Below are 20,730 nucleotides of genomic sequence, written 5' to 3'. Positions count from 1 at the left end.
CTTTCATTGATTGGGGTGTGGTAGTTTCTTCTGGTTAGGGCGAGAGGAAACTAGTGAAGCTATCTTCTACCGAACTCGAACTCGCTTGGAAGCGCGTCAAAATCGATCAGGATCGAGTCTTCCTTAAGCATCCTTACGAAATCACGCTGATCGAACTCGACTCGAAGTCGTGACTCGACAGTTTGGGCACCGCCCTGGCCAATGGGGCTTATCGGCCTCAGCCCCTAATCTTATGTGACGTGCCAAAGAGTCCGATCACCGTTCGACCTGGTGGTCACTTGACGGCCCTTGATCGTGTAGCGTTCGCTGCATGCGTAGGCCGCTGCCTACCTGCGATCGGTAGCACATTGGCGTTGCAAACCGACCCCGCAGACTTCTTTTCTCTGTTCACTTCGGATGGTACGCCGGATTTCTCTTACCAACTCTCTTCCGATCCCTTTAAACCGAATTGGTTGAAGAGCCGATTTGAGTGCTGGAGGAGCTTCCGCGATGAAAGCCTGAAATCATTGCCTCCTGAAGTAACTCATGTTGTGTTTGCTGATGTCGCCGGGTTCTACGAAAACATAGATATTCCGACACTGATTTCCGACTTAAAATCGACTGGTGCTGACTCTAGTGCGATTGATCAATTGAGCGCCTGCCTAAATCGATGGGCGCACATTCGTAGCAGGTCGATACCGCAAGGTCACAGCGCAGCGGATATCCTAGCCAAGCTCTATTTGCATCCAGTTGACGTAACTCTGCGCGACTTGGGCTATCGACATCTTAGATTCGTCGACGATTTCAGAATATTCTGCCGTAGCCGAGTCGAAGCCATACGCGCATTAACAGATCTAACTCGTCAACTGAGGCTTCGAGGTCTCGTCCTCAATTCGGTAAAGTCGCAGATTCTTATTGCTAACCAAGCGCGGCGGAAGATCGATGGAACTATCCCGATCATCGAGGGCGTGCGCCAAAGTTTCGTAAAAAACATAACGGAGCTGATCGGAGCGGAGTACGTCACATCTGCCGAAGCACAGAGCGTTCTTGGCAAAAGCGCTGAAGAGATCCCTCTCAGCATTATCCAGAGCACATTAGAAGCCTATTTTCTGGAAGGACGGGACGATATATTCAGAGCGACTCTTTTCCATTTTCTAATTCATCGCCTCGGAGCCGCAAAGAGTCAATTTGCCCTTAAATATTGTTTGGAACTGCTCGGACGGCATCCCGAAGATACCGAAGACATTCTGAGATATGTCAGAGAGGTAGCGAGTCTCTCTGAGGTCTCCGATTCTCTTGCGAGCTACCTAGAATCGGATGCGGTATATGTTTACCAAATCTATCAGATCATGGAGTGGGTAGGTGATTTGCAGCAACGTCCTTCGGATCGCTTACTGGCAATTGCGCGCAAACTTTCCTTTGATGTTGCGACAGACCCGTCTCTTCGCTCCACCAGCATAAGGGTCATTGCTGACTGGGGTACGAACACAGATTTGTTGAGGCTGGAGTCCTCGTACAGCCATGCTAGAGGATCGTTGGAGCAAAGCGAAATTGTTTGCGCTCTACGGCGCTTGGAAGCAAGTAGGCGTAACGAGTTCTTCGGACGAGTTCAGAACGACAATGAGCTGAATCTACGGGCGGTCAAATGGGCCAAACGGGCGCATTCGTAGTCGATAGTTGTAAGGGCGGCGCTTCGAGCCACAAAGGCCTGGAAGGTCGGCCGTCGAAGAGGAAGCCGTAAGCTCGCACCGCGACGGCCGACCCAAGTACAGGCGTCACATCAGCAGGGGCAGGAGTTCCGGAGTGATCGAGTAAGAATAGTCCTTGCCGACCCACTCCGAAGAGATCGCCAGCGAACCCTTCGGACCATGTTTTCGCGCGAGTTTGGTGATGGCGGCGAGCTTCCCAGCGAGCGCTTTCAGATCCTGGACCTTGAGCGCCTTTACTAGATCTGTCCCCAAGATCCCCGGGTGGCTCTTCACAGCATCGACTACGTCTTGATGATTGTGAGCGACCAGATCCTTCCTAAATGCCTCGACGCTCTTGGCGTCCCATACTGGCGACGGTATAGGTGCCGTCGCGTTCGTGAAGACACTCGTACTACCGGGGTTTACCAGATCTAGGAGTTTCAGAACCTTGACGACTTGATCGACCTTTCCATTGAGATGAACCACGGTGGCCGTCATTTGCGTTTCCGACTCCATAAATACCTCTCGGGCTCTTATCGAGCGCAAAAAATATACTAACACACGATTGACGTATGTCAATCATGCGATAGTTATACGTCTATCATATTAAAACGAAACTGGTACGTTAGGCTCCTGACATTAGACTCTTCCGGAACCCCCGATTCCTTTTCAAATGCCACTCCCGGCTCATCGCTTCTTCGCGCGAGTCATGCCGCTCCGCATACAGCAAAAACCAAACGCGGCCGCGCGTCGACCGCGCCCCCGTGCCCGCATTATGCCGCGCGATCCGGCGCTCGAGATCGTTGGTCCATCCGACGTACGTCCGATACCCGTCAGGGCCGCAACTACCGAGAACGTAGACGAAGCATTCCATTCGCCAGCCGCCTCACGATTCGACTATGTTCGATCCCGAAGTAACGACACGGGAGAATTCTATGGGAACTGCCAACGGCCGCAAATCGATCTTTATCACCGGCGCCGCATCCGGGATGGGCCGCGAGACCGCGCGCCTCTTCCGCGAGAAGGGATGGTTCATCGGCGGCTACGACGTGAACGTCGACGGACTCCGCGCACTCGAAAAGGAATTGGGCGCGGACAATTGCGTCGTGCGAAAGCTCGACGTCACCGATAAAGCCGACTACGAGAAAGCGCTCGCCGAGTTCGGCGCCGCCACCGGCGGCAAGATGGACATCCTGTACAACAATGCCGGCATCGGCGTCGGCGGTTTCTTCGACGAGCAGCCGTTCGAGGACATCCTGCGCGTCGTGCGCGTGAACTTTATCGGCGTGCTCAACGGGATTCATTCCGCAATCGGCCTGCTGAAAGCGACGCCCAGCTCGCTCTGCTTCACCACCTCGTCCTCATCCGCGACCTACGGGATGCCCGGAATCGCGGTTTACTCCGCCACCAAACACGCGGTGAAGGGTTTGACTGAGGCGCTCTCGATCGAGTTCCGCCGCTACGGCGTGCGCGCGGCAGATACCCTGCCGGGCCTGATCGACACCGCGATATTGCCGCCCGGCACGGCAGAGCGCGCACCGAAAGAAGGAATGTTCCGGCTGATTCAGCCGATAGAAGTCGCCAGGATTGTCTGGGAGGCTTACAACTCCGACAAGCTGCATTGGTACGTCCCCGAAGAGATCGGCGACCTCGACAAAGCGGCAGGCAACAATCCCGAGCAGATGCGCGAACAGATCGTTCAGATGATGGCGTTCGCGGAAGCGTTGAACGTGGACCCGAAGAAGCAGTAGGAATTTTATGCGGGGCTGCGCGCCCCGCGCCCGCGGCAAGGGTGACCCCTGCACCCAGTATCGAGAAGAGCATGCACCACGTTTCACATTCAATAAAGTGATTCACCCTTCCAACAAGGAGCAGCTCACATGGCTAACGAACATATTCTGAAGGAAGTCAAAGACGGCGTCGCGACCGTCACGTTGAACCGTCCCGAAAAACTGAACGCATTCTCGGGCACGATGGCCGCGGACCTCTACGCGTCGTTCGCCGAGTACGACAAAGATGACGACGTGCGCGTGATCGTCGTCACCGGTGCAGGCCGCGCGTTCAGCGCGGGCGCTGACCTGTCGAGCGGCGGCAATACTTTCGATGCCGACGCGCGTGCGGAGCGTCGCGAACGTCCGGCGCTCGCGATTCGGCCGTGGAACGTCCGCAAGCCGATCATCGCTGCGATCAACGGGCCGGCGGTCGGAATGGGAATCACGCTGCCGATGCAATGGGACATCCGGGTCGCGGCCGAGAGCGCCCGAATCGGATTCGTGTTCGTGCGTCGCGGCGTTGTGCCGGAAGCGCTCAGCCTGTGGACCGTCCCACGAATGATCGGAGTGGCGAAGGCCAACGAACTGCTGATGACCGGACGGATCATCACCGCGCGCGAGGCGCTCGAGTTCGGAATCGTGAGTCACGTGTGGCCCGATGCGGAGTTCATGCCGAAGGTGCGCGAGATGGCGCTCGACATCGCGCAGAACACCGCGCCGGTGTCGGTCGCGATTACCAAGCGGATGATTTACGCGCTGCTCGCCGAACCGGAGGCTGAGAAAGCGCAGAAAGAAGATACGCGCGCGTTCGTGTGGGCGGGCAAGCAGCCCGACGCGTACGAGGGCGTCAGCGCATTCGTCGAGAAGCGCAAGCCCAAGTGGAAGATGAAGCCGTCGAAGGACGTCCCCGAATTCATCCCGACGATAAAGTGAGCGAGCTGGAGGCAGTTACCTCGGACGCGCCCGCGATTCCGACTGCGCCGGCTCGAACGGCGAGGCGTCGCGAGGCGTCGCTGCTCGCAGTGCTGGCGATCGCAGGCGCTGTGATCGAGTATCCGCTCGCCTTTGCGCTCAAATCCATCGACCGATCGGACCTGGCGCGCGCGCTGCCGTTCCTCGGCGTCACTGTCGTGATGGCGGCGCTGATACCGTTATCTCTTCGACTCAGCGCCGAGCTCGGATTGCCCGGTGCGCCACTGCTCGCGGCAAAGATCGCGGGCGAGAGATTGCACTTCTCGATTCGCAGCCTGCTACGCGTCTCGATTGGCTACGCATTCCTGGCTGCCCTCGCCGGCGCGAGCGTGCTGGTACTCGTGATCGTGCCGCTGGTGTTGATTCAGCGTGGCGGTGCCGGCCTCAAGTTGCCGAATACGCCGATGATGACGGTGGCGCCCGGCCGCATCGCGTTCGTAGGAGCATCGGTCGCAATCGCGGCGGCAGTCAGCGAAGAAATCCAGTTTCGATTTGTGCTCTACGCGATCCTCGGATGGATGCTGCGGCTGATGTCGCGCGACTCGCGAGGTCATCCGGGACGCCGCGCGCTGTGGGTTGTGACCATAGTGCAGGGTTACCTGTTCGGATTGATTCACCTGGCTCCACTGGCCGGGACGATGTTCCATAGCACACCGAAACTTCTGCTCGGCGCGTTGGTGATGCCGCAGACGTGGGAGGGTGTCGTGTTCGGACGCCTCTACTTGCGCCGCGGGCTGGAAGCGTCGATCATCGCGCACGCGTCGATGGACGTCGCCCTGTTCGCCTTCGCGGCGATCGGAGTGTCGCGATCGGGATGAACCCACGCTCTCACCAAAGGAGAAATCAGCGATGGCGGAAATGGGAATCTACGAAACGATGCGTACGCTGCGCGCCGTCAGGCGGCTGCGGCCCGATCCGATACCGGACGACGTGCTGCATCGCGTGCTCGAAGCGGCGACCTGGGCGCCGACCGGAGGCAACGTCCAGCCATGGCGGATAGTCGTCGTAAAAGATCGCGCGCTCAAAGAGCCGCTCGGCAAGCTCTACAACCAGCGATGGATCGCATACTCGAAGCAGTACCGCGGCGCGATCCCCGCGAGCGCTCCAGCGGAAGTGCGGGCGCGAGCCGAACGTACGCTGGCGGCCGGCGATTACCTGGGCGCGCATTTCGGCGAAACGCCGGTCATAGCGACGTTCTGCTTCAATCCGAAGAACATGGCGATCACGGATTCGAAGCAGGATCGCGTCTCAGTGGTCGGCGGCGGTTCGGTTTATACGGCGGTCGAGAACCTGTTGCTTGCATGCCGCGCCGAAGGACTCGGCTGCGTGCTGACGACTCTGCTATGCGAATGCGAACCGGAAGTGCGCAAGCTACTGTCGATTCCCGATTCCTGGTACACCGCCGCCGCGATTCCCATCGGCTACCCGGTCGGCCGCGGTCACGGCCCGCTGATAAGGCGTCCAGTCGAACAGCTTACGTACCTGGACACATGGGGCAAGCAAATTTTGAAGTAGGGAGTAGGGGCCTAACGGTTGCGGGGGAAGGATTTGAACCTTCGACCTCCGGGTTATGAGCCCGGCGAGCTACCAGACTGCTCCACCCCGCTTGGGCAGTGTATCTGCCGGTTGCGCGGCTGGTCAACATCGACGGCGGAAAATGCGCGTGGGCGTGTGAATGCAACGATCGCCGCATCGAGCCGGCGATCGCGTCGGGGGGTCAAATTCAAGTGGGGCGGGCCGCGGTGCTCGCCATTCGAACTTAGCCGGCGAGAATCCGGATGTTGCAGTTGCGATGGATCCTGCCGAACTCCATGATCTCTTTTTCGAGCGGGGTCGCGTCCGGCTTGGCGTCGGTGAGCATCAACTGCTTCGCGACGGGGTTGTCGATTCCGTCGGCTTCGACGTCAAGGTTGTGGTCGTCACAGATGATAAATGCCATTTGGTTGAAAGCACCTCGAACGAACCACCGTATAAGAATTTTTCGACGAAATGAACTGCCGGGCGGCAGACTCGCGGGCCGCGATTTGTGGTAAGCGTAATCGAGAAAACGTAAACGCGGGAGTCAATGCGATGAGCCTCAAGGGAAAAGCCGCGGCGATTGGAATTGGCGAACTCAAACCGGTCAAGGAACCCGGCGACCTGACCGCACTCGGATTGATGGCGCGAGTCGCGGCCGAGGCGATCGCGGACGCGGGGCTGGAGAAAAAAGACATCGACGGATTCCTGGTCGGCGTGCCGTTCTCGGATCCGGGAATGATTTATCCGGCGAGTGCGGCCGAAGTGCTCGGGCTCAACCTGCGGATGCTGAACCAGGTCGATATCGGCGGCGCGAGTCCGGCCGGGATGATCTGGCGAGCGGCGGCTGCGATCGACGCCGGGATGTGCGGCGCGGTGCTCTGCATCGTCGCGGATTTGAACAAGGCCGGCGACCAGCGCCCGCCGGTCGTGTCGGTGCAGCGCGAATTCGAGGCGCCCTACGGAAATATCGGCGCCAACTGCGGCTACGCAATGATCGCTCATCGCCATATGCATGAGTACGGCACTACCGCGCGTCAGATGGCGAAGGTCGCGGTCGATCAGAGAACCAACGCGCTCAAGAATCCGCTCGCGACGTTCAACGACAAGCCGCTTACGATTGACGATGTGCTGAACTCGCGGATGATCGTCGATCCTCTTCATCTGTATGAAATCGTGAGTCCGGTGAGCGGAGGCGCTGCGATAATTGTCGCGTCGCCCGAGGTGGCGAAGCGCTCGAAGAATCCACCGATATGGCTGCTGGGCGCGGGCGAGGCGGCCAACCATTCGACGATCACCTACGCGCCATCGATCACGACGTCGCCGATCAAGCCGGCCGCAGAGAACGCGTTCAAGATGGCGGGCTTGCAGCCGAAGGACATGGACCTCGTCTGTCCGTACGACTGCTACACCATCACGGTGATCGTCACACTCGAGGATGCGGGCTTCTGCAAGAAAGGGCAGGGCGGGCCGTTCGTCGCGGAGCATGACCTGACCTACGCGGGCGATTTTCCGTGCAACACGCATGGCGGGCAGTTGTCGTTCGGACAGCCGGGGCTCGCCGGCGGAATGAGTCACGTGACCGAAGCGATTCGTCAGTTGATGGGGCGCGGCGGTGAACGGCAGGTCAAAAATGCTGCGCTCGGCTACGTCAACGGCAACGGCGGAATCATGAGCGAGCAGGCAAGTCTCGTGCTGGAGCGTAGATCATGAGCGAATACTACAAACCGCTTCCGAAGCCATCGCCGACCAGCCGTCCTTTCTGGGAAGCGGCGCGCCGCCACGAATTGACGATTCAGCGATGCGGCGCATGCCGCGAGTACGTCTACTATCCGCGTGATCGATGCCCTAAATGTTTCGCGGACAAGCTTACGTGGGAGCGCGTCAGCGGCCGCGGCAAAGTCTACAGCTATACCGTCGTGCGGCGAGCGTCGAGCCGCGCGTTCGCTGACGCGCCTTATGTGCTGGCAATTGTCGAGCTGGCCGAAGGCCCGCGCATGACAACGAACATCGTCGCGCCGCCAGATCAGGTGCGCGTCGAGATGCCGGTGCAGGTTTTCTTCGACGACGTAACGCCCGACCACACGCTGGTGAAGTTCAAGCCCGCGTGATGCGTCGCTTCCAACCTCTGGAGAGGGAAAGTGATCAAACGATGATTCGCGAAGATCGCGATCGCAGATAATTTAATCGACTTCTCCGCGATCGCCGCGACAGCGTTCGAAGAATCGGACAGATGAGATTACGCCAGTAGAACGGCGACGATTCCCGTAAGGAATATTCCGTCGAAAGTGCCTGCCCCGCCGATCGATGCGACCGGCGCGCCCAAATCGCGCAACTTGCGCAGGTTGAGCAAGTCGGCGCCGATGAGCGTGCCGACCACGCCGCTGATGAACGCGACCGCGTCGCGATGGTGCTGCGACGAGCCGAGAAAGTAGCCGCATAGCGCGGCGACGATAGGCGGTATCAGCATCGGGGTCGCGATTCCCAGACCGGGCACCGGTATCGCGAAACGATGGACGACAGCGGTAACGATCGCGATTCCGATCAGTGCAGGCACGATTATCGAAGGTATCTGCATCAGGAGATACAGCGAGATGAGTACGGGGACGATCGCGCCGCCGACATTCACCGCGACGATGGTCGAATCGGTGGCGTAGCGAGTCGGCACCCGGTAGCGAATGCCGAAACTGCGGACCACTTCGGCGTGATGCGGCTGGCTGTTGGCGACGCGCGTGATGGGAATGTTGATGTAACTGCCAATCAGACTCACGAGCAGCGCCATGAAGGCCAACTCAGGCGGCAGGCCCAGCGTCACGAACGCGTAGTTGATGACGTGGATTTCGAGCAGGACGAAGAAGAACGCAAGGACGAGAAAGAAGATGATCGCGTAAAAGAAGAGGAACGGTGCGAAGAACACCCGGCTATCTTAGCCGTGTGGCAGACCAGGAAAGAAGCGGCGGCGTGAGCCCAGCGCGTCGGCATAACGGCCGCCCATCGCGCGCTCTTCGGCAGGGATTCGCACTGCGAGTATCAGCGCGTTGCCGATCGAGAAAGCGATCGTGGTAAAGATAGCGCCGCCGATCAATGCAGAATCGAAAGGTCTGCGTCCCCATCTGACTCTCTGACTTAGGCGTCCAGCCGAGACCGCTGCCGCGGAGAGCGAGTTCCCGTTTCTTAAGTATAGTCCAGCCTCGCTAGACTACTTTACGGAAGGCCAAGGCTGGTGAGATTCGGACTGCCTCAAGGATTGGAACTATCCCACTTATAAGACTTACTACGAGTGCGGCGATCAGTGCGTTCAGAGTTTGCGCCGGTGTTACCCATAAGGCGCCGTTACCGCCTAGCGCCGCGCCTAGTGTTATGCCGCCGGAGAACATCCACAGGGCGGGAAGAGCACCTATGATGCCACCCAGGAGTCCTATCGCGGCGCATTCACCGAATAGCAGGAATGCTACCGCGCTACGGCTGAATCCTAGAGCGCGCATCACAGCTACGTCGCTGATTTGCTCGCGAACCATCATGACCGTGGAGTTGGCTGCAATCAGCAGGACCGTCAGCAGCACTACCAGGCATAGCGCGAAGACTATTGCGCGGATGTTGCCGATGGCGGAGAGGCCGGACGACAGCGCGTCGCTTTCCGTCATGGTCCGCGTTTCAGCGTCGGAGTTGGCGAAATGCTCATCGATCTGTTTGGCGAGCGTGGCCATCGTGTCGTTGCTGGTGGCGCGCACGATTATGTTCCACGCGATGTCTTCATCGGGAAGGCCGTGCGCCTTGCGCGCCGCCATCAGGTAGTCGCGCCGCATGAGAAAAGTGTTGGGATAGCGCTTGGACGCCATCTCGCCGGTGATGACGAAGGTCATCTCCATGTGGTCTGAGTCGGCGCTCCGCAGCGTGATGGTGTCGCCAATCTTCCAGCCATATTTGCGCATGAGAATTTCGCCGACGATGGCGGAGCGCTTTTCTCTCAAGCTCCCCCGGCGCTGTTCTTCGGTCAGCGCATAGTCGGGAAACACGCTGCTTATCTCGGGGCCGGCGCCGACCGCGAAAACTGGATCGCTCACGTCGCGCCACGTCGAGGGCCATCCTGTGATTGCGACGCACGCGGCGACGCCGGGCATCTTGTTGATGTCGTCGCAGTAGCGTGCCGGCAGATCCTCCCACGGCGCGGTCTTGTTGTTGATTATGAGGCGCAGTGTGCCCGACGCGTCCTTGACCACGCGATCCATCGAGGCCGGCACCGAGACCAATACGGTGTAGATGAAGGTCGCCAGCGCGATGGTGAGAATCGTCAGAATCGTGCGACGCAAATTCCGGCGCATGTTGCGCTCGACCAATTTGATCCAATTGAACATAAGGTCCCCGTTCAGACCGACCGCAGCGATTCGACCAGGCGGATGCGCGACGCGCGCCACGCGGGCATGAATCCGCCGAGCGCGCCGATTAAGATTGCCGCGACCATCCCCGACACGAACGCGCCCACCGTCAGCCTAAACCTGAAGATGAACTCGCCGACGTTCATGAGCTGGCTGCTGAGGCCGGTCGAATACGCGACCAGCACCCCGAGAATCTCGCCGAGAATTCCGCCGGCGATCGCGAGGATGATGCTCTCGATCACGAAGCTGACGAGCACGTTGGATCGGCTGAAACCCAGCACTCGCAGCACGCCGATTTCGCTGGTGCGCCGGGCGACCGCGGAATACATCGTGTTCATCGCGCCGAATACCGATCCGATTGCGAGAATCAGCGCGACGATCAGTCCGAGCGCGCGCAACTGATCGACGAACGCCGTCTGTTTCGCGTAAAACTCCTGCTCCGACATCGTATCGACCCTTAGCCTCGAGTCTGTCGTCAGCGACCTGGCGAAGTCGTCGTGCGTGCCAGGCTTGAGTACTACGTGCAGCACGTTGAAGCCGTTGGCGACGTGGACGTCCTGGCTCAGGATGCCGAGATCGGTCATCACTTCGGACTCGTGCGCGCTGTCCTGATCGGAAAAGACGCCGACGATTTTGAAAGTGCGCGGTCCGAATTTGAAATCGCTGCCGACTGCGAGGTTGGGAAAACGCGCGGCCAGCTTGCGACCCACGACCATTTCGGAGGCGCCGCCGTTCGGCCAGCGTCCGCTGACCAATCGCATCCCGCGATGCACCTGGTACGCGACTGGATAGACGCCGCGAAGGAACGTGAATAGCGATTGCGACGGGGGAGCGTCGGGGTTTGCGTTGAAGCCGGTGATCATCTCCGGCGATATCAGCGCCGGGCCATCGGCAGTCGTCGCGATTTGCGGACGGCTCTTGATGATCTCGTACTGCTCGTGCGTGATGAAACTGCCGCCTTCGTCGGTGGTGCCGCGGCTGAGCACGATCCAGTTGTTGGGCAGCGCGTTCTGCATCACGGTCGCGCGCAGGCCGGCGACAAATCCCGACAGAATGAAGAGCAGCATCACGACCAGCGCAACCACTGACGCCGTCATCGCGGCAGTGACGCGTCGAACCATCAGGCTCCGCAAGTTGTAGCGAATCGGGATCAATTTACCCTCGCAGAAAACGATGCCGAGCAGAACGCACATTCGCGCGAACCGGAAAGGCATGAATTCTAGATCGTCGGCGCCCAGCAGCCTAGAGGCAATCCGTCGTGCTTGGCGGCGGCGTGGGTTCGATACTAAGCTTCGAAAATAAAGTTGGAGGCGAAGCGATGTCCAGTAGCAGCCAGTCAGAAGCGCAGCGGATTCGCGCGAGTCTTAAGCATCCGGTGATCGACGCCGACGGGCATTGGCTCGAGTTCGGGCCGATCATCGTCGAGCAGTTGGAAAAATTCGGCGGCAGCCGCGCGGTCGAAGGATTTCGCTCTTTCAACGGCCGCGTATCGAAGCAACTGACCTCCTCGGAAGATGACCGCAAGCTCAAGCGCCGCGCGCAGGAAGCGTTCTGGGCGCTGCCGACGAAGAACACGCGCGATCGCGCGACCGAGATTTTGCCGCGATTGCTTTACGAACGGCTCGACGAATTCGGAATGGATTTCACCGTGCTGTATCCGACCGCCGGCCTCGGCATTCCGTTTCATCCGATTGACGAGACGCGGCGCGCGACCTGCCGCGCGTTCAACCGGTTCATCGCGGAATTTTTCGGCGAGTTTTACGACCGGATGACGCCCGCGGCCGTGATCCCGATGCACACGCCCGAAGAGGCGTGCGCCGAACTCGAATACGTGGTGAAAGAACTCGGGCTGAAAGTCGTGATGATGGCGAGCATGGTGCGGCGGCAGATTCCCGCCGTCGCCGCGAAGTCGCCGGACGCGGCGCGATTCGCGACCTGGTTCGACATGCTCGGGCTCGACAGCGAGTACAACTACGATCCGGTGTGGGCGAAATGCGTCGAGCTGGGAATCTCGCCCACGTTCCATTCGGGATCGCGCGGCGTCGGCTTGCGCAATTCGCCGACCAATTTTGTCTACAACCACATCGGCCACTTCGCCGCCGCAAGCGAAGCGGTCTGCAAGGCGATTTTCCTCGGCGGCGTCACGCTCCGCTTTCCGCAACTCAAGATGGGCTTCCTCGAAGGCGGCGTCGGTTGGGCCTGCGGGCTTTACTGCGATCTGATCGGTCATTGGAAGAAGCGCAATCGCGAGGCGCTCGAGGAAACCAATCCGGCCAACCTGAATCGCGAGATGCTCACGCAGCTCATCCGCGAGTACGGCGGGAAGTGGATCGAGGGCAAGATGGAGCAGAAGGCGGGCAGCGTCGAGACGATTCTCGAACGCGATCAAAGTGGCGCCACCGGTGGAATTCGCGAGCTCGACGATTACGCCGCGTGCAAGATCAAGCGGGCGGAAGATATCCGCGAGTTGTTCGTCAACAACTTTTACTTTGGCTGCGAAGCCGACGACCCCACCAATGCCTACGCGTTCAATCGCAAGGCGAATCCATATGGCGCGAAGCTGAATGTACTGTTCGGCTCGGATATCGGGCATTTCGACGTGCCGGACATGAAGGACGTCGTGCCGGAGGCGTATGAGTTGGTTGAGGACGAGCTGATCACGCAGGACGATTTCCGCGATTTCATGTTCGCCAACCCGGTGCGCTTCTGGGGTGAGGCGAACCCGAATTTTTTCAAGGGCACGCGCGTCGAGAAGGAAGCTGCTGCCCTGCTCGCGGGTCAGAGCGGTTAGCCGCGAACCGCTTGCGGCGCCACGACAGCAGCGGAATCGGTTCGGTCTGCGAAGCGGCGGATCAGATAGAGCAGCGGGCCAACGCTGCCGCCCGCGATCGTGAGGACGATGTATGGCAGCGCGGAAACATTGCGCTCGCGCGCGTCCTCGCCGATCCAAATCACGATGAGAATCAACGCAACCAGGAGATCAACCAGCGCATTGAAGCTGGCGAAGTTCGCGAACATCATGCGAAAGAAACCGACGTAGCCGTAGAGATAAACCGAGTACGCGTCCATAGCCAGCAAAACGATCAGGGCGGCTGAAAGCACGAGCTGCTTGCGATTCATCGCGTCCTCCGATTCAGGTTTGCGTAAAGGCGCGCTGGGCGGCGGCGACGAATGCTCGCACACGCGCCGGATCCTTCTTCCCGCGATGCCCGGGGACATCGGTATGAGTGAACGAATCCACGCCCCACGGCTTGACCGCGGCGATTGCGTCGGCGACGTTGTCAGCCGAGAGTCCCCCCGCGAGGATCACCGGGATTCGCGAGCGCTCGACCACCGTGCGGCTCACCGACCAATCGTGAGTCTCGCCGGTCGCGCCGGCATACGGGGGGCCTTTCGCGCCTGAATCCAGCATCAGGTAGTCGAGGCAGTCCTGATGCGCGTCGGCTTCGGTCAGCGTTTCACCGGCGCGAACGGCGATCGCGCGCAGGAGCATGACAGGCGCGATGCGCTCGCGAATCCATGCGCAGTCCTCGGGCTCGATCTCACGCGCGACCACGTGCAGCACGTCCGGCCGCACCGCATCGACCATCGCGCAAATCTCGTCGCGATCGTCCGACAGCGACAGCGCTACACCGCGCGAGCGCGGGCGAACCGCGGACAGAATTTTGCGCGCCAGGTCGGTGCCGATCGCTTCGGCTACGACGCCGGGCTCTGCGATGACCAGGCCAATCAGATCGGCGCCTGCCTCGGCGGTCGCGACCGCGTCGGGCACCGAGGTCATGCTGTAGATTTGGATCGCCATCGCGGAATTTATCCGCGGCCGCCGCGCAGCAGTTTACCGGGTGTCGCTCCCGTGCATCGACCGTCGTCCCACGTCATCTCGCCGTTGACGACGATCGCGCGGTAGCCACGCGCATGCTGCACGCGCCGCCATTCGCCGCCGGGAAAATCGTGGGCGACATCGCCGATCCAATCTGGCTCGACCCCGAGCCGATCGAGATCGTAAACGACGACATCCGCCGCCAGGCCTTCGCGCAGCGTGCCGCGGTCGCGGAAGCCGGCCGCATGCGCGGGCAGGGCGGACAGCCGGTAGTGCGCTTCTTCGAGCGTGATGCGTTGTTCGTCGCGAACCAGCCATCCGAGAAAATCGGTCGTGTACGCGCCGCCGGTGAAAAACTTGGTATGCGCGCCGCCGTCCGACACGCCGGGAATCGTGTAGGGCGAGTCGTTGATCATCTCGGCGTAGTACTCGGGGTTGAAGCCGCGATTGGGACCTAGGAACTCGACCTTGAGGTCGCCGGCGACGGAGAGATCGAGCATCACGTCGATCTCATGCTTCTTTTCCTCGGCCGCGATTTGACCGAGCGCTTTGCCGACGTACTTCTCGAGCTCAGGCTTGTCGCCCGCCCACGTCACAATAAGATGACGAATCGGTCCGCCGACGCCGGCCTGGATTGCCTCGAGCTTTCGATTTGCCTCGTCGTGCTCGCGCTTGATCGCCTCGCGCAGCGCTGGCTGCTTCATCTTCGAGATTTTTTCCGCGTTGGTGCCGGTAGTGACGCTGCGCCATGCCGGGCTCGCGTCGTAGAGATTCCAATGCTCCAGCGTGAACGCGAAGCCGGTGCGGAGGGTGAATGCCTGACCGAAGATCGGCAGTCCCTTCTCGCGGCATCGCTTGAGCCACGCCATGCTTTTCTGATGAACCGTCGGATCGCGGCGCGCGGGCGCGATCACGTTGTGCAGGATCGGACGATTAGCCTCGGCGGCAAGGCGTTCGAGGAACGCGAGATCGTCCTTGATATGCCCGGTCGCCTGAGTGATCTCGACAAAGCCCTCTTCGCGTTCGCGCAGCACGCGCGCGAGGTTCAGGATGTCCTCGTCGCACATCGTGTCGGTGACCATCGGCGATCCGTCGAAGTCGGCCTGTGTCGAATTGGGCCCCAGCCGCTGCACGGAGAAGCCGCCGAGGCCGGCCTCCATTCCTTCGGCGAAGATGCGGCGCATCTCGGTGCGTTCGTCCTCCGTCGCGGGCCGGGTCTTGGCGGCCTCGAGTCCCATCACGTACGTCATTATCGACGAGGTCGGCAGGTACTGGATTACGTTGACGCCCTTCGCCGTGCGATCGAGCGAGTCGAGATACTGCGGAATCGTTTCCCAGTCCCACTTCATCCCGACCTTCATCGACTCGTACGGAATCGCCTCGGTGCGCGTCATCGTGAGCATCGATCGCTCGCGAAAATCCGGCTTGACCGGCACGAATCCGAACCCGCAATTGCCGAGCACCACCGACGTGACGCCATGCCATCCCGAGATGGTGCAGTAGGGGTCCCATCGAATCTGCGCGTCGTAGTGCGTGTGCAAATCCACGAAGCCGGGAGCGATGATCATGCCGCCGGCGTCGATGGTCTTCTTCGCGAAGCCAGGAGCACGGCCGCCGACTTGCGCGATCTTGCCGTCCTTGATGAAGACATCGGCGCGGTATCGCGGCACGCGGGTGCCGTCCACAACGGTTCCACCTTTGATGTGAAGGTCTATATCGGCCATCGAAAGATCCCTCCTTCGAAGACGGGCGTTGGCGAGCGACTATTTTGGTTCTTACAGCATCGCGGCCCGTTTGGGCAACCGAGATTAAAGCTCCTAAAAGTTGCGGCGATACGTGACGTAGTTCGCGCAGACTTTGGCGCCCAACTTTTCTGCGGTGCGGCGTGACGGCCAGTTGTCGTCGAGCACCAGCGTGTAGCTCAGATATTTCGATCCGCTGCGGATCATGTGGAGATACGAGTACGACGCCATCGCCAGGTTCACGCCGCGGCCGCGCGCTTCTTCGAGTACCCCGATGCCCAAAAAATTCAGCCGCTCATTGTCTTCGAGCTTTCGGCCCGGCTTCAGAATCGCGCCTTCGGAATTCGGAGGCGTGACCATCAGGGCGCCGACCGGGCGGCCGTCGTGATACGCGAGCACCGAAGTATCGAGCGCACCGGACATTGCGAAGAAGTCGAACAGGAACGTGAGTTCCTCGGTGGTGAACGGCGTCGCACCCCAATGACGCGCGAAGGCAGTGTTCCACGTATGCTCGAAATCGCTGACGCGCTGCGCTGCGGGCAGGTCCTTCAGCGGAACGATTTGGAAACCTGCGCGGCGGCTCGCTTCGAGTGCGCTTTCGTAGCGCGCGATCAGTTCCGGCGTCACTTCAATCTTATAGTCGACCCATCCGCGCTCGGTTTCGAAGCCTGCGTCCTTGAGCAGCGCGTGATAGTAAGCAGGATTCTGGCGCGCGATATCCGGCGGCAGAGTTTCGTAGTCGTCGATGACGAACGGAAATTCGAGCAGGCCGTAACCCGCGCGAGCTGCAGTCGCGCCGTTGGACTTCATCCACTCAGCCGCCGCGTCCATCATTTGATTGACGGCGTCGCGTGTACCGGGCATCGCCTCGAACATCACGATATGCCCGAGCTGCTCGTTCCAATGACGTTGGTAGTGGCTGTCGATAATCGCGACGGCACGCGCGACGATGTTGCCGTCGACCCGTGCCGCGAACGCCCGAATCTTGCGCCCGGTGGCGAACGGTCCCTCGCCCATCAGGATTGGCAACTGCACCGCGACCATCGCGGCCCATCGCGCACTGCGGTATTCGTAAACCCGATGCTGAAAAAGTACGAACTCGGTGAGCGCTTCTTCGCCGGCGGGCGACTCGATTTTGACTGACAATTACAGACTCTCCCGATGCGATGACTGATCGAACGCTTCTATTCAGGCTGTCGCAGAGCCGATTTACGCGAGGTCACCTTGTTTCAGATCACGCCGTGCGCTAACCAGTGTGCAGGGGTGAGCGTAGCGCCGCGCCAGTAGAAGCGTCAAATAATCGCGCGCCAATGACACCCCTTCAGGAGCGGTTGAGTGTCATGGTTGAAAAAACGATCGACCTCACGGGCATTTCGGCCAACTCAGTTGAAGACGCCGTACAATTGGCAATCTCTCGGGCCGGCGTCACGATCAAAGGTATCCACACCGCCCATGTCGAGAGCATCGACGCGTTGGTCGAGGCGAACAAAGTCGTACGATGGAAAGTGAGAATCAAGGTGACCTTCCAGGTGAAAGACGAGCTGCACGAGTGACCGGTTGCGGTCACGAAAGAAGCGACGGAGCGCAAGGACTTCCAAGTCATGCGAAACCAGCCGCTGAGAGTAATAAATGGCGAAAATAGTTGAGGTCCATCCGGGTATCTACGAAATATTTCTGCCGCTGCCGATGCGGCCGACGATCATCAACGTTTATCTGATCGACTGTCACGGCGCGTGGACGCTGGTCGACACCGGGATGAACTCCCCTGAGAGCATCAAGGCGCTCGAGGAAGCCTTCGCAGAACTCGACATCAAGATTGAGGACCTCGATGCGCTGGTCGCAACGCATCATCATATCGATCACTTCGGCGCGTCAGGCGAGATTCGCCGGCGCAGTCATGCCACGACGCATATCCATCGCCTCGAAGCCGAGCGCGCAGGCAGGATGATCGAGTTCGGCAGGATAAGTCCAAACGATCGTCCCGAGTCGCGCGCGTTTTTTGCCAAGCACGGATTTCCGATCGAGCAATTCTCGCCGATCGGGATGCGTCCGGCGTGGATGGGAACTTCGATGTACGGCCCAGTCACACAGCCCGACAAGTACATCGACGATCACGACGTAATCAAAATCGGCGATCGCGAGCTCGAGGTGATCTGGACGCCGGGGCATTCACCGGGTCACAATGTGATCTATTTACGCAAAGAGAAGGTGATGATTGTCGGCGATCACCTGTTGCCCAAAATTACGCCACACGTCGGAATTTATCCGGATGCGGCGGGCACCAACCCGCTCGGCGACTTCATCGCATCGCAGCTGAAGGTGCAGAAGTTCGACGTCGAGCTGGTTTTGCCGGCACATGGCGGCGTCTATCACGACCATCGTCATCGCGCGAATCAGTTGATAGAGCATCACCGGTATCGAGAGGCGGAAATGCTCGATTTGACGCGCAAAGCGCCGCAGACAGCGTTCGAAATTGCGCGACAGGTTTTTGGCGGCGAAGAAAGACCGATATTCCACGTGATGGCGGCCACTTTTGAAACCCTCGCGCACCTGGAACTTGCCTGTTTTGAAGGCCGCGCGCGGCGCTCCGAGAGGGGTGAACAAACTGTGTTCCAGGCGTTATAAATGAATTACGGGGGGTTTGCTAATTTTCCCCAACGGTGTATTTTGGCCCTGCTTAAACGAACGGCGGCTAGGCATGTTAGCTGGGCAGTGGGAGGGGTTTTCTAGATTGAAGGAGGATGCCATGAAACGGACCATAGGATTAGTGCTGGCAACAGGGCTGGCATTGTTGATCGCCGGTTGCTCGACTGAAAGTACCAGCGGCGGCAACAGCGGCGGCGGCGGCGGTGCCACGGCAGCGCCTCCGACAGGCGCAGCGGCGACAACTGCTAGAAATTTCAACCTCGCCGTTAAATGTCCTGGCGTGCACTGGGAGAAGAAGCACGGCTGGTCTGATCAGCAGATCATGCAGCAGGAGTCGGTCGAAGCAGAGGATATTCCTGCATGCGAGCAGTGGGTTCAGGCGCAGCCCAAGGGCTACGTGCCTCCTCCTCCCGGCGGAGCGATGGCAGCGAAAGGTCCGACCGCTCCGGCTGGCGGCGGCGCTCCCGCTCCAGCCCCCCAATAATACGTGTGAGGGCTTAGGGCCAGTACGCGCGGAGGGTAGAATCCTCGGCGCGCTGGCCTGAGAAAAATTAAACGGCGCGGCATCTCGTCAGAGATTCCGCGCCGTTGTTCGATTATGCAGAGTTAAGCACGGCGCGAGTCGCGCCGGAGAGAGCCTAGCGCGCGACCGCCGTCGCTGTGCGTTTTCCATCGCGACGCGCAGGAGCGCTGATTCGTCCGCTGCGGACTACTGGCGAGCGCCTCGCCAGCCGTCGCGTCGACACGCCCGCAAGCTGCTGAGTCCGCCAGTCGCGCAGTCCACGACGCAGAAATTGCGGCTCGATTCCGAGCGTTTCGCAGACTGTCTCGAACGAGAACGGTCCCTCTCCGCCTTCGCCAATCAGCCATTGCTCGGCTTCGTTGAACAGCCGCTTGCGCGGTCCGCCCTTGGCATCGGCGTTATTCTGGAAGCAACGAAGCGCGTCCTCCAGGATCGCCATCATCAGCTTTTTGACAGGACGAATCGTGCTATCGTCACGTCGGCTGTCATAAAACTGCTCGGGCGTTAGAACGTCCGGCACAAAGAGATTCCCCAGAGCGCTGTTTTCCCATTCCATCGTACTTTGTCCTCACCGCGACCGTCCCTGCGCCCGAGTTATCGAGGTCAGGCGATCGATTGCTAGGTTCCGACTATTTGTCGTTCGAGAACACAGGTACGCAATGATCATGCCGAATTTATCGGCAACTGCCCTAATACAATTTAGCTAGTATGTTAAGCGGTCATGAACCATTACTAGGCTGGTTAGATATTGGAAAATCCAGAAGATCAGCTAACTTTTCGCAAATCGTTCCGCATTATGCGAAACTGTGCTGCTTGTGCGCGAGATGGCTCATTTGCGACACGCGTTACGATTTGGCCACTAACCGCCTGCAAAGTGTCGCGCTGGTGCCATAGATCGGCTGCTCGGCCGAACCTTTCTCTCTACTGAACGGTATCGGGGCCGCCGCTGGTTCCGGCCGGACCGTGCTTGCGCTCCTCAAGTTTGAAGGTCAGCACATCCAGCAGGCAGTCGACGCGGTCAGCCAGCGCCTCGAGCAGGGTCTGCTTTTCGAGCGGCGTGACGTCGAGATGGAAGCACAGAAAGTTGATCAGCTCGGCGCCGCGTAACCCGCGCTGTTCGACTATTGTGCGCCAGGCTTCGAGCGCGGCATCTCCCAGGTAGCCGAAGAGCATCTCGCGCAGCGCATCCATCGTCTCGGCGTCGCAATCGAGCGCGTCGGGCCGCACCGGGCACCAATTCACTTCGGCCTGCCGATACGAACGATCGCGAATCTCACGAATTATCCGGAACTCGCCGAGACCTTCGAGCACTAGGTTGTAGCGGCCGTCGGCCAGCTTCATCAGGCCACCGATTTTGCCGGCGCATCCGACCTCGAAAATATCGGGGAAGGCGCGGTTGTCGGCTTCCCAGTCGCCCTTGAGCAGCGTCATCCCAACAATCGCGTGCGCGTTGGCGACGTCGGCGATCATCTCGCGATAGCGCGGCTCGAATATATGCAGCGGCACGCTCAACCCCGGGAACAACACGAGGTTCGGCAGCGGAAAGATCGGAATGATAGTTGGTAATGCAGCCACGATTACAGTCTGTGCGGACGTTAGATCAGTCAGGTTAGGTCCGTTGCGATGAGTCGTCAAGGAAGGCGACGCCGAGATACCACTTGCGCGCGGTTTTGCTATGTTTCAGCGAATCCGCGAAA

Annotated in this window: 24 protein-coding genes and 1 tRNA gene; 11 read left to right on the top strand and 14 right to left on the bottom strand. The window is 59.8% G+C overall.

Features of this window, described 5'->3' with window-relative positions; all coding sequences use genetic code 11:
- The first annotated feature begins 347 nt into the window (after nucleotides 1-347).
- Nucleotides 348-1,649 carry an RNA-directed DNA polymerase gene (locus tag WB650_RS06465; RefSeq protein ID WP_423959869.1) on the top strand — a complete coding sequence of 434 codons (1,302 nt, stop codon included), beginning with the start codon at nucleotides 348-350 and terminating at the stop codon, nucleotides 1,647-1,649.
- A gap of 105 nt (nucleotides 1,650-1,754) precedes the next feature.
- Here WB650_RS06465 and WB650_RS06460 read toward each other — a convergent pair whose 3' ends face one another.
- Entirely contained in the window at nucleotides 1,755-2,165 is a 411-nt protein-coding gene (locus tag WB650_RS06460; RefSeq protein WP_423959867.1) for a hypothetical protein, read from the bottom strand.
- Between the two features lie 127 nt (nucleotides 2,166-2,292).
- Entirely contained in the window at nucleotides 2,293-2,541 is a 249-nt protein-coding gene (locus tag WB650_RS06455) for a GIY-YIG nuclease family protein (RefSeq protein ID WP_422304363.1), read from the bottom strand.
- A gap of 61 nt (nucleotides 2,542-2,602) precedes the next feature.
- Between WB650_RS06455 and WB650_RS06450 the strand changes: the two genes are divergently transcribed.
- The 4 genes from WB650_RS06450 to WB650_RS06435 all read left to right on the top strand — a co-directional run bounded on the left by WB650_RS06450 (nucleotide 2,603) and on the right by WB650_RS06435 (nucleotide 5,926).
- On the top strand, nucleotides 2,603-3,418 hold the full coding sequence (locus WB650_RS06450; RefSeq protein WP_422304364.1) for an SDR family oxidoreductase: 816 nt from the start codon (nucleotides 2,603-2,605) through the stop codon (nucleotides 3,416-3,418).
- Between the two features lie 129 nt (nucleotides 3,419-3,547).
- Nucleotides 3,548-4,372 carry an enoyl-CoA hydratase-related protein gene (locus WB650_RS06445; RefSeq protein WP_422304365.1) on the top strand — a complete coding sequence of 275 codons (825 nt, stop codon included), beginning with the start codon at nucleotides 3,548-3,550 and terminating at the stop codon, nucleotides 4,370-4,372.
- Nucleotides 4,318-5,229, top strand: a complete 912-nt coding sequence (locus WB650_RS06440; RefSeq protein WP_422304366.1) for a CPBP family glutamic-type intramembrane protease — start codon at nucleotides 4,318-4,320, stop codon at nucleotides 5,227-5,229. The genes WB650_RS06445 and WB650_RS06440 overlap by 55 nt, the downstream gene beginning before the upstream one ends.
- A gap of 31 nt (nucleotides 5,230-5,260) precedes the next feature.
- Nucleotides 5,261-5,926: a nitroreductase family protein gene (locus WB650_RS06435; RefSeq protein WP_422304367.1), complete on the top strand. Its 666-nt coding sequence runs from the start codon at nucleotides 5,261-5,263 to the stop codon at nucleotides 5,924-5,926.
- Between the two features lie 18 nt (nucleotides 5,927-5,944).
- Here WB650_RS06435 and WB650_RS06430 read toward each other — a convergent pair.
- Nucleotides 5,945-6,018, bottom strand: a tRNA-Met gene (locus tag WB650_RS06430).
- A gap of 152 nt (nucleotides 6,019-6,170) precedes the next feature.
- Nucleotides 6,171-6,350, bottom strand: coding sequence for a hypothetical protein (locus WB650_RS06425; RefSeq protein ID WP_422298233.1), 180 nt, complete (start codon nucleotides 6,348-6,350; stop codon nucleotides 6,171-6,173).
- 131 nt (nucleotides 6,351-6,481) lie between these two features.
- Here WB650_RS06425 and WB650_RS06420 point away from each other — a divergent pair, with 131 nt between their 5' ends.
- Together WB650_RS06420 and WB650_RS06415 are read left to right on the top strand one after the other, a co-directional pair.
- Nucleotides 6,482-7,639 carry a thiolase family protein gene (locus WB650_RS06420; RefSeq protein WP_422304368.1) on the top strand — a complete coding sequence of 386 codons (1,158 nt, stop codon included), beginning with the start codon at nucleotides 6,482-6,484 and terminating at the stop codon, nucleotides 7,637-7,639.
- Complete coding sequence (locus WB650_RS06415) at nucleotides 7,636-8,037, top strand: Zn-ribbon domain-containing OB-fold protein (protein ID WP_422304369.1); 402 nt, start codon at nucleotides 7,636-7,638, stop codon at nucleotides 8,035-8,037. The genes WB650_RS06420 and WB650_RS06415 overlap by 4 nt, the downstream gene beginning before the upstream one ends.
- Before the next feature lie 128 nt (nucleotides 8,038-8,165).
- Here WB650_RS06415 and WB650_RS06410 read toward each other — a convergent pair whose 3' ends face one another.
- From WB650_RS06410 to WB650_RS06395, 4 genes are all read right to left on the bottom strand, one after another.
- A complete protein-coding gene (locus tag WB650_RS06410) occupies nucleotides 8,166-8,843 on the bottom strand; it encodes a DUF1614 domain-containing protein (protein ID WP_422304370.1) in 678 nt (225 codons plus the stop codon).
- Between the two features lie 9 nt (nucleotides 8,844-8,852).
- Entirely contained in the window at nucleotides 8,853-9,011 is a 159-nt protein-coding gene (locus tag WB650_RS06405) for a hypothetical protein (protein WP_422304371.1), read from the bottom strand.
- A gap of 109 nt (nucleotides 9,012-9,120) precedes the next feature.
- Nucleotides 9,121-10,281 carry an ABC transporter permease gene (locus WB650_RS06400; RefSeq protein ID WP_422304372.1) on the bottom strand — a complete coding sequence of 387 codons (1,161 nt, stop codon included), beginning with the start codon at nucleotides 10,279-10,281 and terminating at the stop codon, nucleotides 9,121-9,123.
- Nucleotides 10,282-10,292: 11 nt separating this feature from the next.
- On the bottom strand, nucleotides 10,293-11,516 hold the full coding sequence (locus tag WB650_RS06395) for an ABC transporter permease (protein ID WP_422304373.1): 1,224 nt from the start codon (nucleotides 11,514-11,516) through the stop codon (nucleotides 10,293-10,295).
- A 104-nt stretch (nucleotides 11,517-11,620) separates the two neighbouring features.
- Here WB650_RS06395 and WB650_RS06390 point away from each other — a divergent pair, with 104 nt between their 5' ends.
- A complete protein-coding gene (locus WB650_RS06390; RefSeq protein ID WP_423959862.1) occupies nucleotides 11,621-13,093 on the top strand; it encodes an amidohydrolase family protein in 1,473 nt (490 codons plus the stop codon).
- On the opposite strand, the gene WB650_RS06385 is transcribed toward WB650_RS06390, so the two are convergent.
- From WB650_RS06385 to WB650_RS06370, 4 genes are all read right to left on the bottom strand, one after another.
- Nucleotides 13,090-13,422, bottom strand: coding sequence for a DUF2834 domain-containing protein (locus tag WB650_RS06385; protein ID WP_422304375.1), 333 nt, complete (start codon nucleotides 13,420-13,422; stop codon nucleotides 13,090-13,092). The two genes, WB650_RS06390 and WB650_RS06385, sit on opposite strands and share 4 nt — an antisense overlap.
- 13 nt (nucleotides 13,423-13,435) lie before the next feature.
- On the bottom strand, nucleotides 13,436-14,104 hold the full coding sequence (locus WB650_RS06380) for a phosphoribosylanthranilate isomerase (RefSeq protein ID WP_422304376.1): 669 nt from the start codon (nucleotides 14,102-14,104) through the stop codon (nucleotides 13,436-13,438).
- An 8-nt stretch (nucleotides 14,105-14,112) separates the two neighbouring features.
- On the bottom strand, nucleotides 14,113-15,846 hold the full coding sequence (locus WB650_RS06375; protein ID WP_422304377.1) for an N-acyl-D-amino-acid deacylase family protein: 1,734 nt from the start codon (nucleotides 15,844-15,846) through the stop codon (nucleotides 14,113-14,115).
- A 93-nt stretch (nucleotides 15,847-15,939) separates the two neighbouring features.
- Complete coding sequence (locus WB650_RS06370; protein WP_422304378.1) at nucleotides 15,940-17,010, bottom strand: GNAT family N-acetyltransferase; 1,071 nt, start codon at nucleotides 17,008-17,010, stop codon at nucleotides 15,940-15,942.
- Between the two features lie 194 nt (nucleotides 17,011-17,204).
- On the opposite strand from WB650_RS06370, the gene WB650_RS06365 reads away from it, so the two are divergent.
- From WB650_RS06365 to WB650_RS06355, 3 genes are all read left to right on the top strand, one after another.
- The gene (locus WB650_RS06365) at nucleotides 17,205-17,417 is read left to right on the top strand and encodes a dodecin family protein (protein ID WP_422292137.1); all 213 of its coding nucleotides are present in this window, start codon (nucleotides 17,205-17,207) and stop codon (nucleotides 17,415-17,417) included.
- Nucleotides 17,418-17,493: 76 nt separating this feature from the next.
- On the top strand, nucleotides 17,494-18,489 hold the full coding sequence (locus WB650_RS06360; protein WP_422304379.1) for an MBL fold metallo-hydrolase: 996 nt from the start codon (nucleotides 17,494-17,496) through the stop codon (nucleotides 18,487-18,489).
- A gap of 121 nt (nucleotides 18,490-18,610) precedes the next feature.
- Complete coding sequence (locus WB650_RS06355) at nucleotides 18,611-18,994, top strand: hypothetical protein (protein WP_422304380.1); 384 nt, start codon at nucleotides 18,611-18,613, stop codon at nucleotides 18,992-18,994.
- A gap of 154 nt (nucleotides 18,995-19,148) precedes the next feature.
- Here WB650_RS06355 and WB650_RS06350 read toward each other — a convergent pair whose 3' ends face one another.
- Together WB650_RS06350 and WB650_RS06345 are read right to left on the bottom strand one after the other, a co-directional pair.
- Nucleotides 19,149-19,589, bottom strand: coding sequence for a hypothetical protein (locus WB650_RS06350; RefSeq protein WP_422304381.1), 441 nt, complete (start codon nucleotides 19,587-19,589; stop codon nucleotides 19,149-19,151).
- Nucleotides 19,590-19,954: 365 nt separating this feature from the next.
- On the bottom strand, nucleotides 19,955-20,608 hold the full coding sequence (locus tag WB650_RS06345; RefSeq protein ID WP_422304382.1) for an LON peptidase substrate-binding domain-containing protein: 654 nt from the start codon (nucleotides 20,606-20,608) through the stop codon (nucleotides 19,955-19,957).
- Nucleotides 20,609-20,730 lie beyond the last annotated feature (122 nt).

The sequence above is a fragment of the Binatus sp. (SeqCode) genome (assembly GCF_049584895.1).
Taxonomy (GTDB): domain Bacteria; phylum Desulfobacterota; class Binatia; order Binatales; family Binataceae; genus Binatus.
The sequence above is the reverse complement of the archived record's forward strand: the minus strand, read 5'-3'. Positions and strand labels throughout refer to the sequence as shown.

What these genes read in the sequence shown, in the direction of transcription:
- WB650_RS06455 (WP_422304363.1), bottom strand. Translation starts at nt 2,541, where the DNA reads ATGGAATGCTTCGTCTACGTTCTCGGTAGTTGCGGCCCTGACGGGTAT.
- WB650_RS06425 (WP_422298233.1), bottom strand. Translation starts at nt 6,350, where the DNA reads ATGGCATTTATCATCTGTGACGACCACAACCTTGACGTCGAAGCCGAC.
- WB650_RS06350 (WP_422304381.1), bottom strand. Translation starts at nt 19,589, where the DNA reads ATGGAATGGGAAAACAGCGCTCTGGGGAATCTCTTTGTGCCGGACGTT.
- WB650_RS06360 (WP_422304379.1), top strand. Translation starts at nt 17,494, where the DNA reads ATGGCGAAAATAGTTGAGGTCCATCCGGGTATCTACGAAATATTTCTG.
- WB650_RS06390 (WP_423959862.1), top strand. Translation starts at nt 11,621, where the DNA reads ATGTCCAGTAGCAGCCAGTCAGAAGCGCAGCGGATTCGCGCGAGTCTT.
- WB650_RS06460 (WP_423959867.1), bottom strand. Translation starts at nt 2,165, where the DNA reads ATGACGGCCACCGTGGTTCATCTCAATGGAAAGGTCGATCAAGTCGTC.
- WB650_RS06450 (WP_422304364.1), top strand. Translation starts at nt 2,603, where the DNA reads ATGGGAACTGCCAACGGCCGCAAATCGATCTTTATCACCGGCGCCGCA.
- WB650_RS06395 (WP_422304373.1), bottom strand. Translation starts at nt 11,516, where the DNA reads ATGCCTTTCCGGTTCGCGCGAATGTGCGTTCTGCTCGGCATCGTTTTC.
- WB650_RS06365 (WP_422292137.1), top strand. Translation starts at nt 17,205, where the DNA reads ATGGTTGAAAAAACGATCGACCTCACGGGCATTTCGGCCAACTCAGTT.
- WB650_RS06420 (WP_422304368.1), top strand. Translation starts at nt 6,482, where the DNA reads ATGAGCCTCAAGGGAAAAGCCGCGGCGATTGGAATTGGCGAACTCAAA.
- WB650_RS06400 (WP_422304372.1), bottom strand. Translation starts at nt 10,281, where the DNA reads ATGTTCAATTGGATCAAATTGGTCGAGCGCAACATGCGCCGGAATTTG.
- WB650_RS06415 (WP_422304369.1), top strand. Translation starts at nt 7,636, where the DNA reads ATGAGCGAATACTACAAACCGCTTCCGAAGCCATCGCCGACCAGCCGT.
- WB650_RS06375 (WP_422304377.1), bottom strand. Translation starts at nt 15,846, where the DNA reads ATGGCCGATATAGACCTTCACATCAAAGGTGGAACCGTTGTGGACGGC.
- WB650_RS06380 (WP_422304376.1), bottom strand. Translation starts at nt 14,104, where the DNA reads ATGGCGATCCAAATCTACAGCATGACCTCGGTGCCCGACGCGGTCGCG.
- WB650_RS06435 (WP_422304367.1), top strand. Translation starts at nt 5,261, where the DNA reads ATGGCGGAAATGGGAATCTACGAAACGATGCGTACGCTGCGCGCCGTC.
- WB650_RS06385 (WP_422304375.1), bottom strand. Translation starts at nt 13,422, where the DNA reads ATGAATCGCAAGCAGCTCGTGCTTTCAGCCGCCCTGATCGTTTTGCTG.
- WB650_RS06445 (WP_422304365.1), top strand. Translation starts at nt 3,548, where the DNA reads ATGGCTAACGAACATATTCTGAAGGAAGTCAAAGACGGCGTCGCGACC.
- WB650_RS06355 (WP_422304380.1), top strand. Translation starts at nt 18,611, where the DNA reads ATGAAACGGACCATAGGATTAGTGCTGGCAACAGGGCTGGCATTGTTG.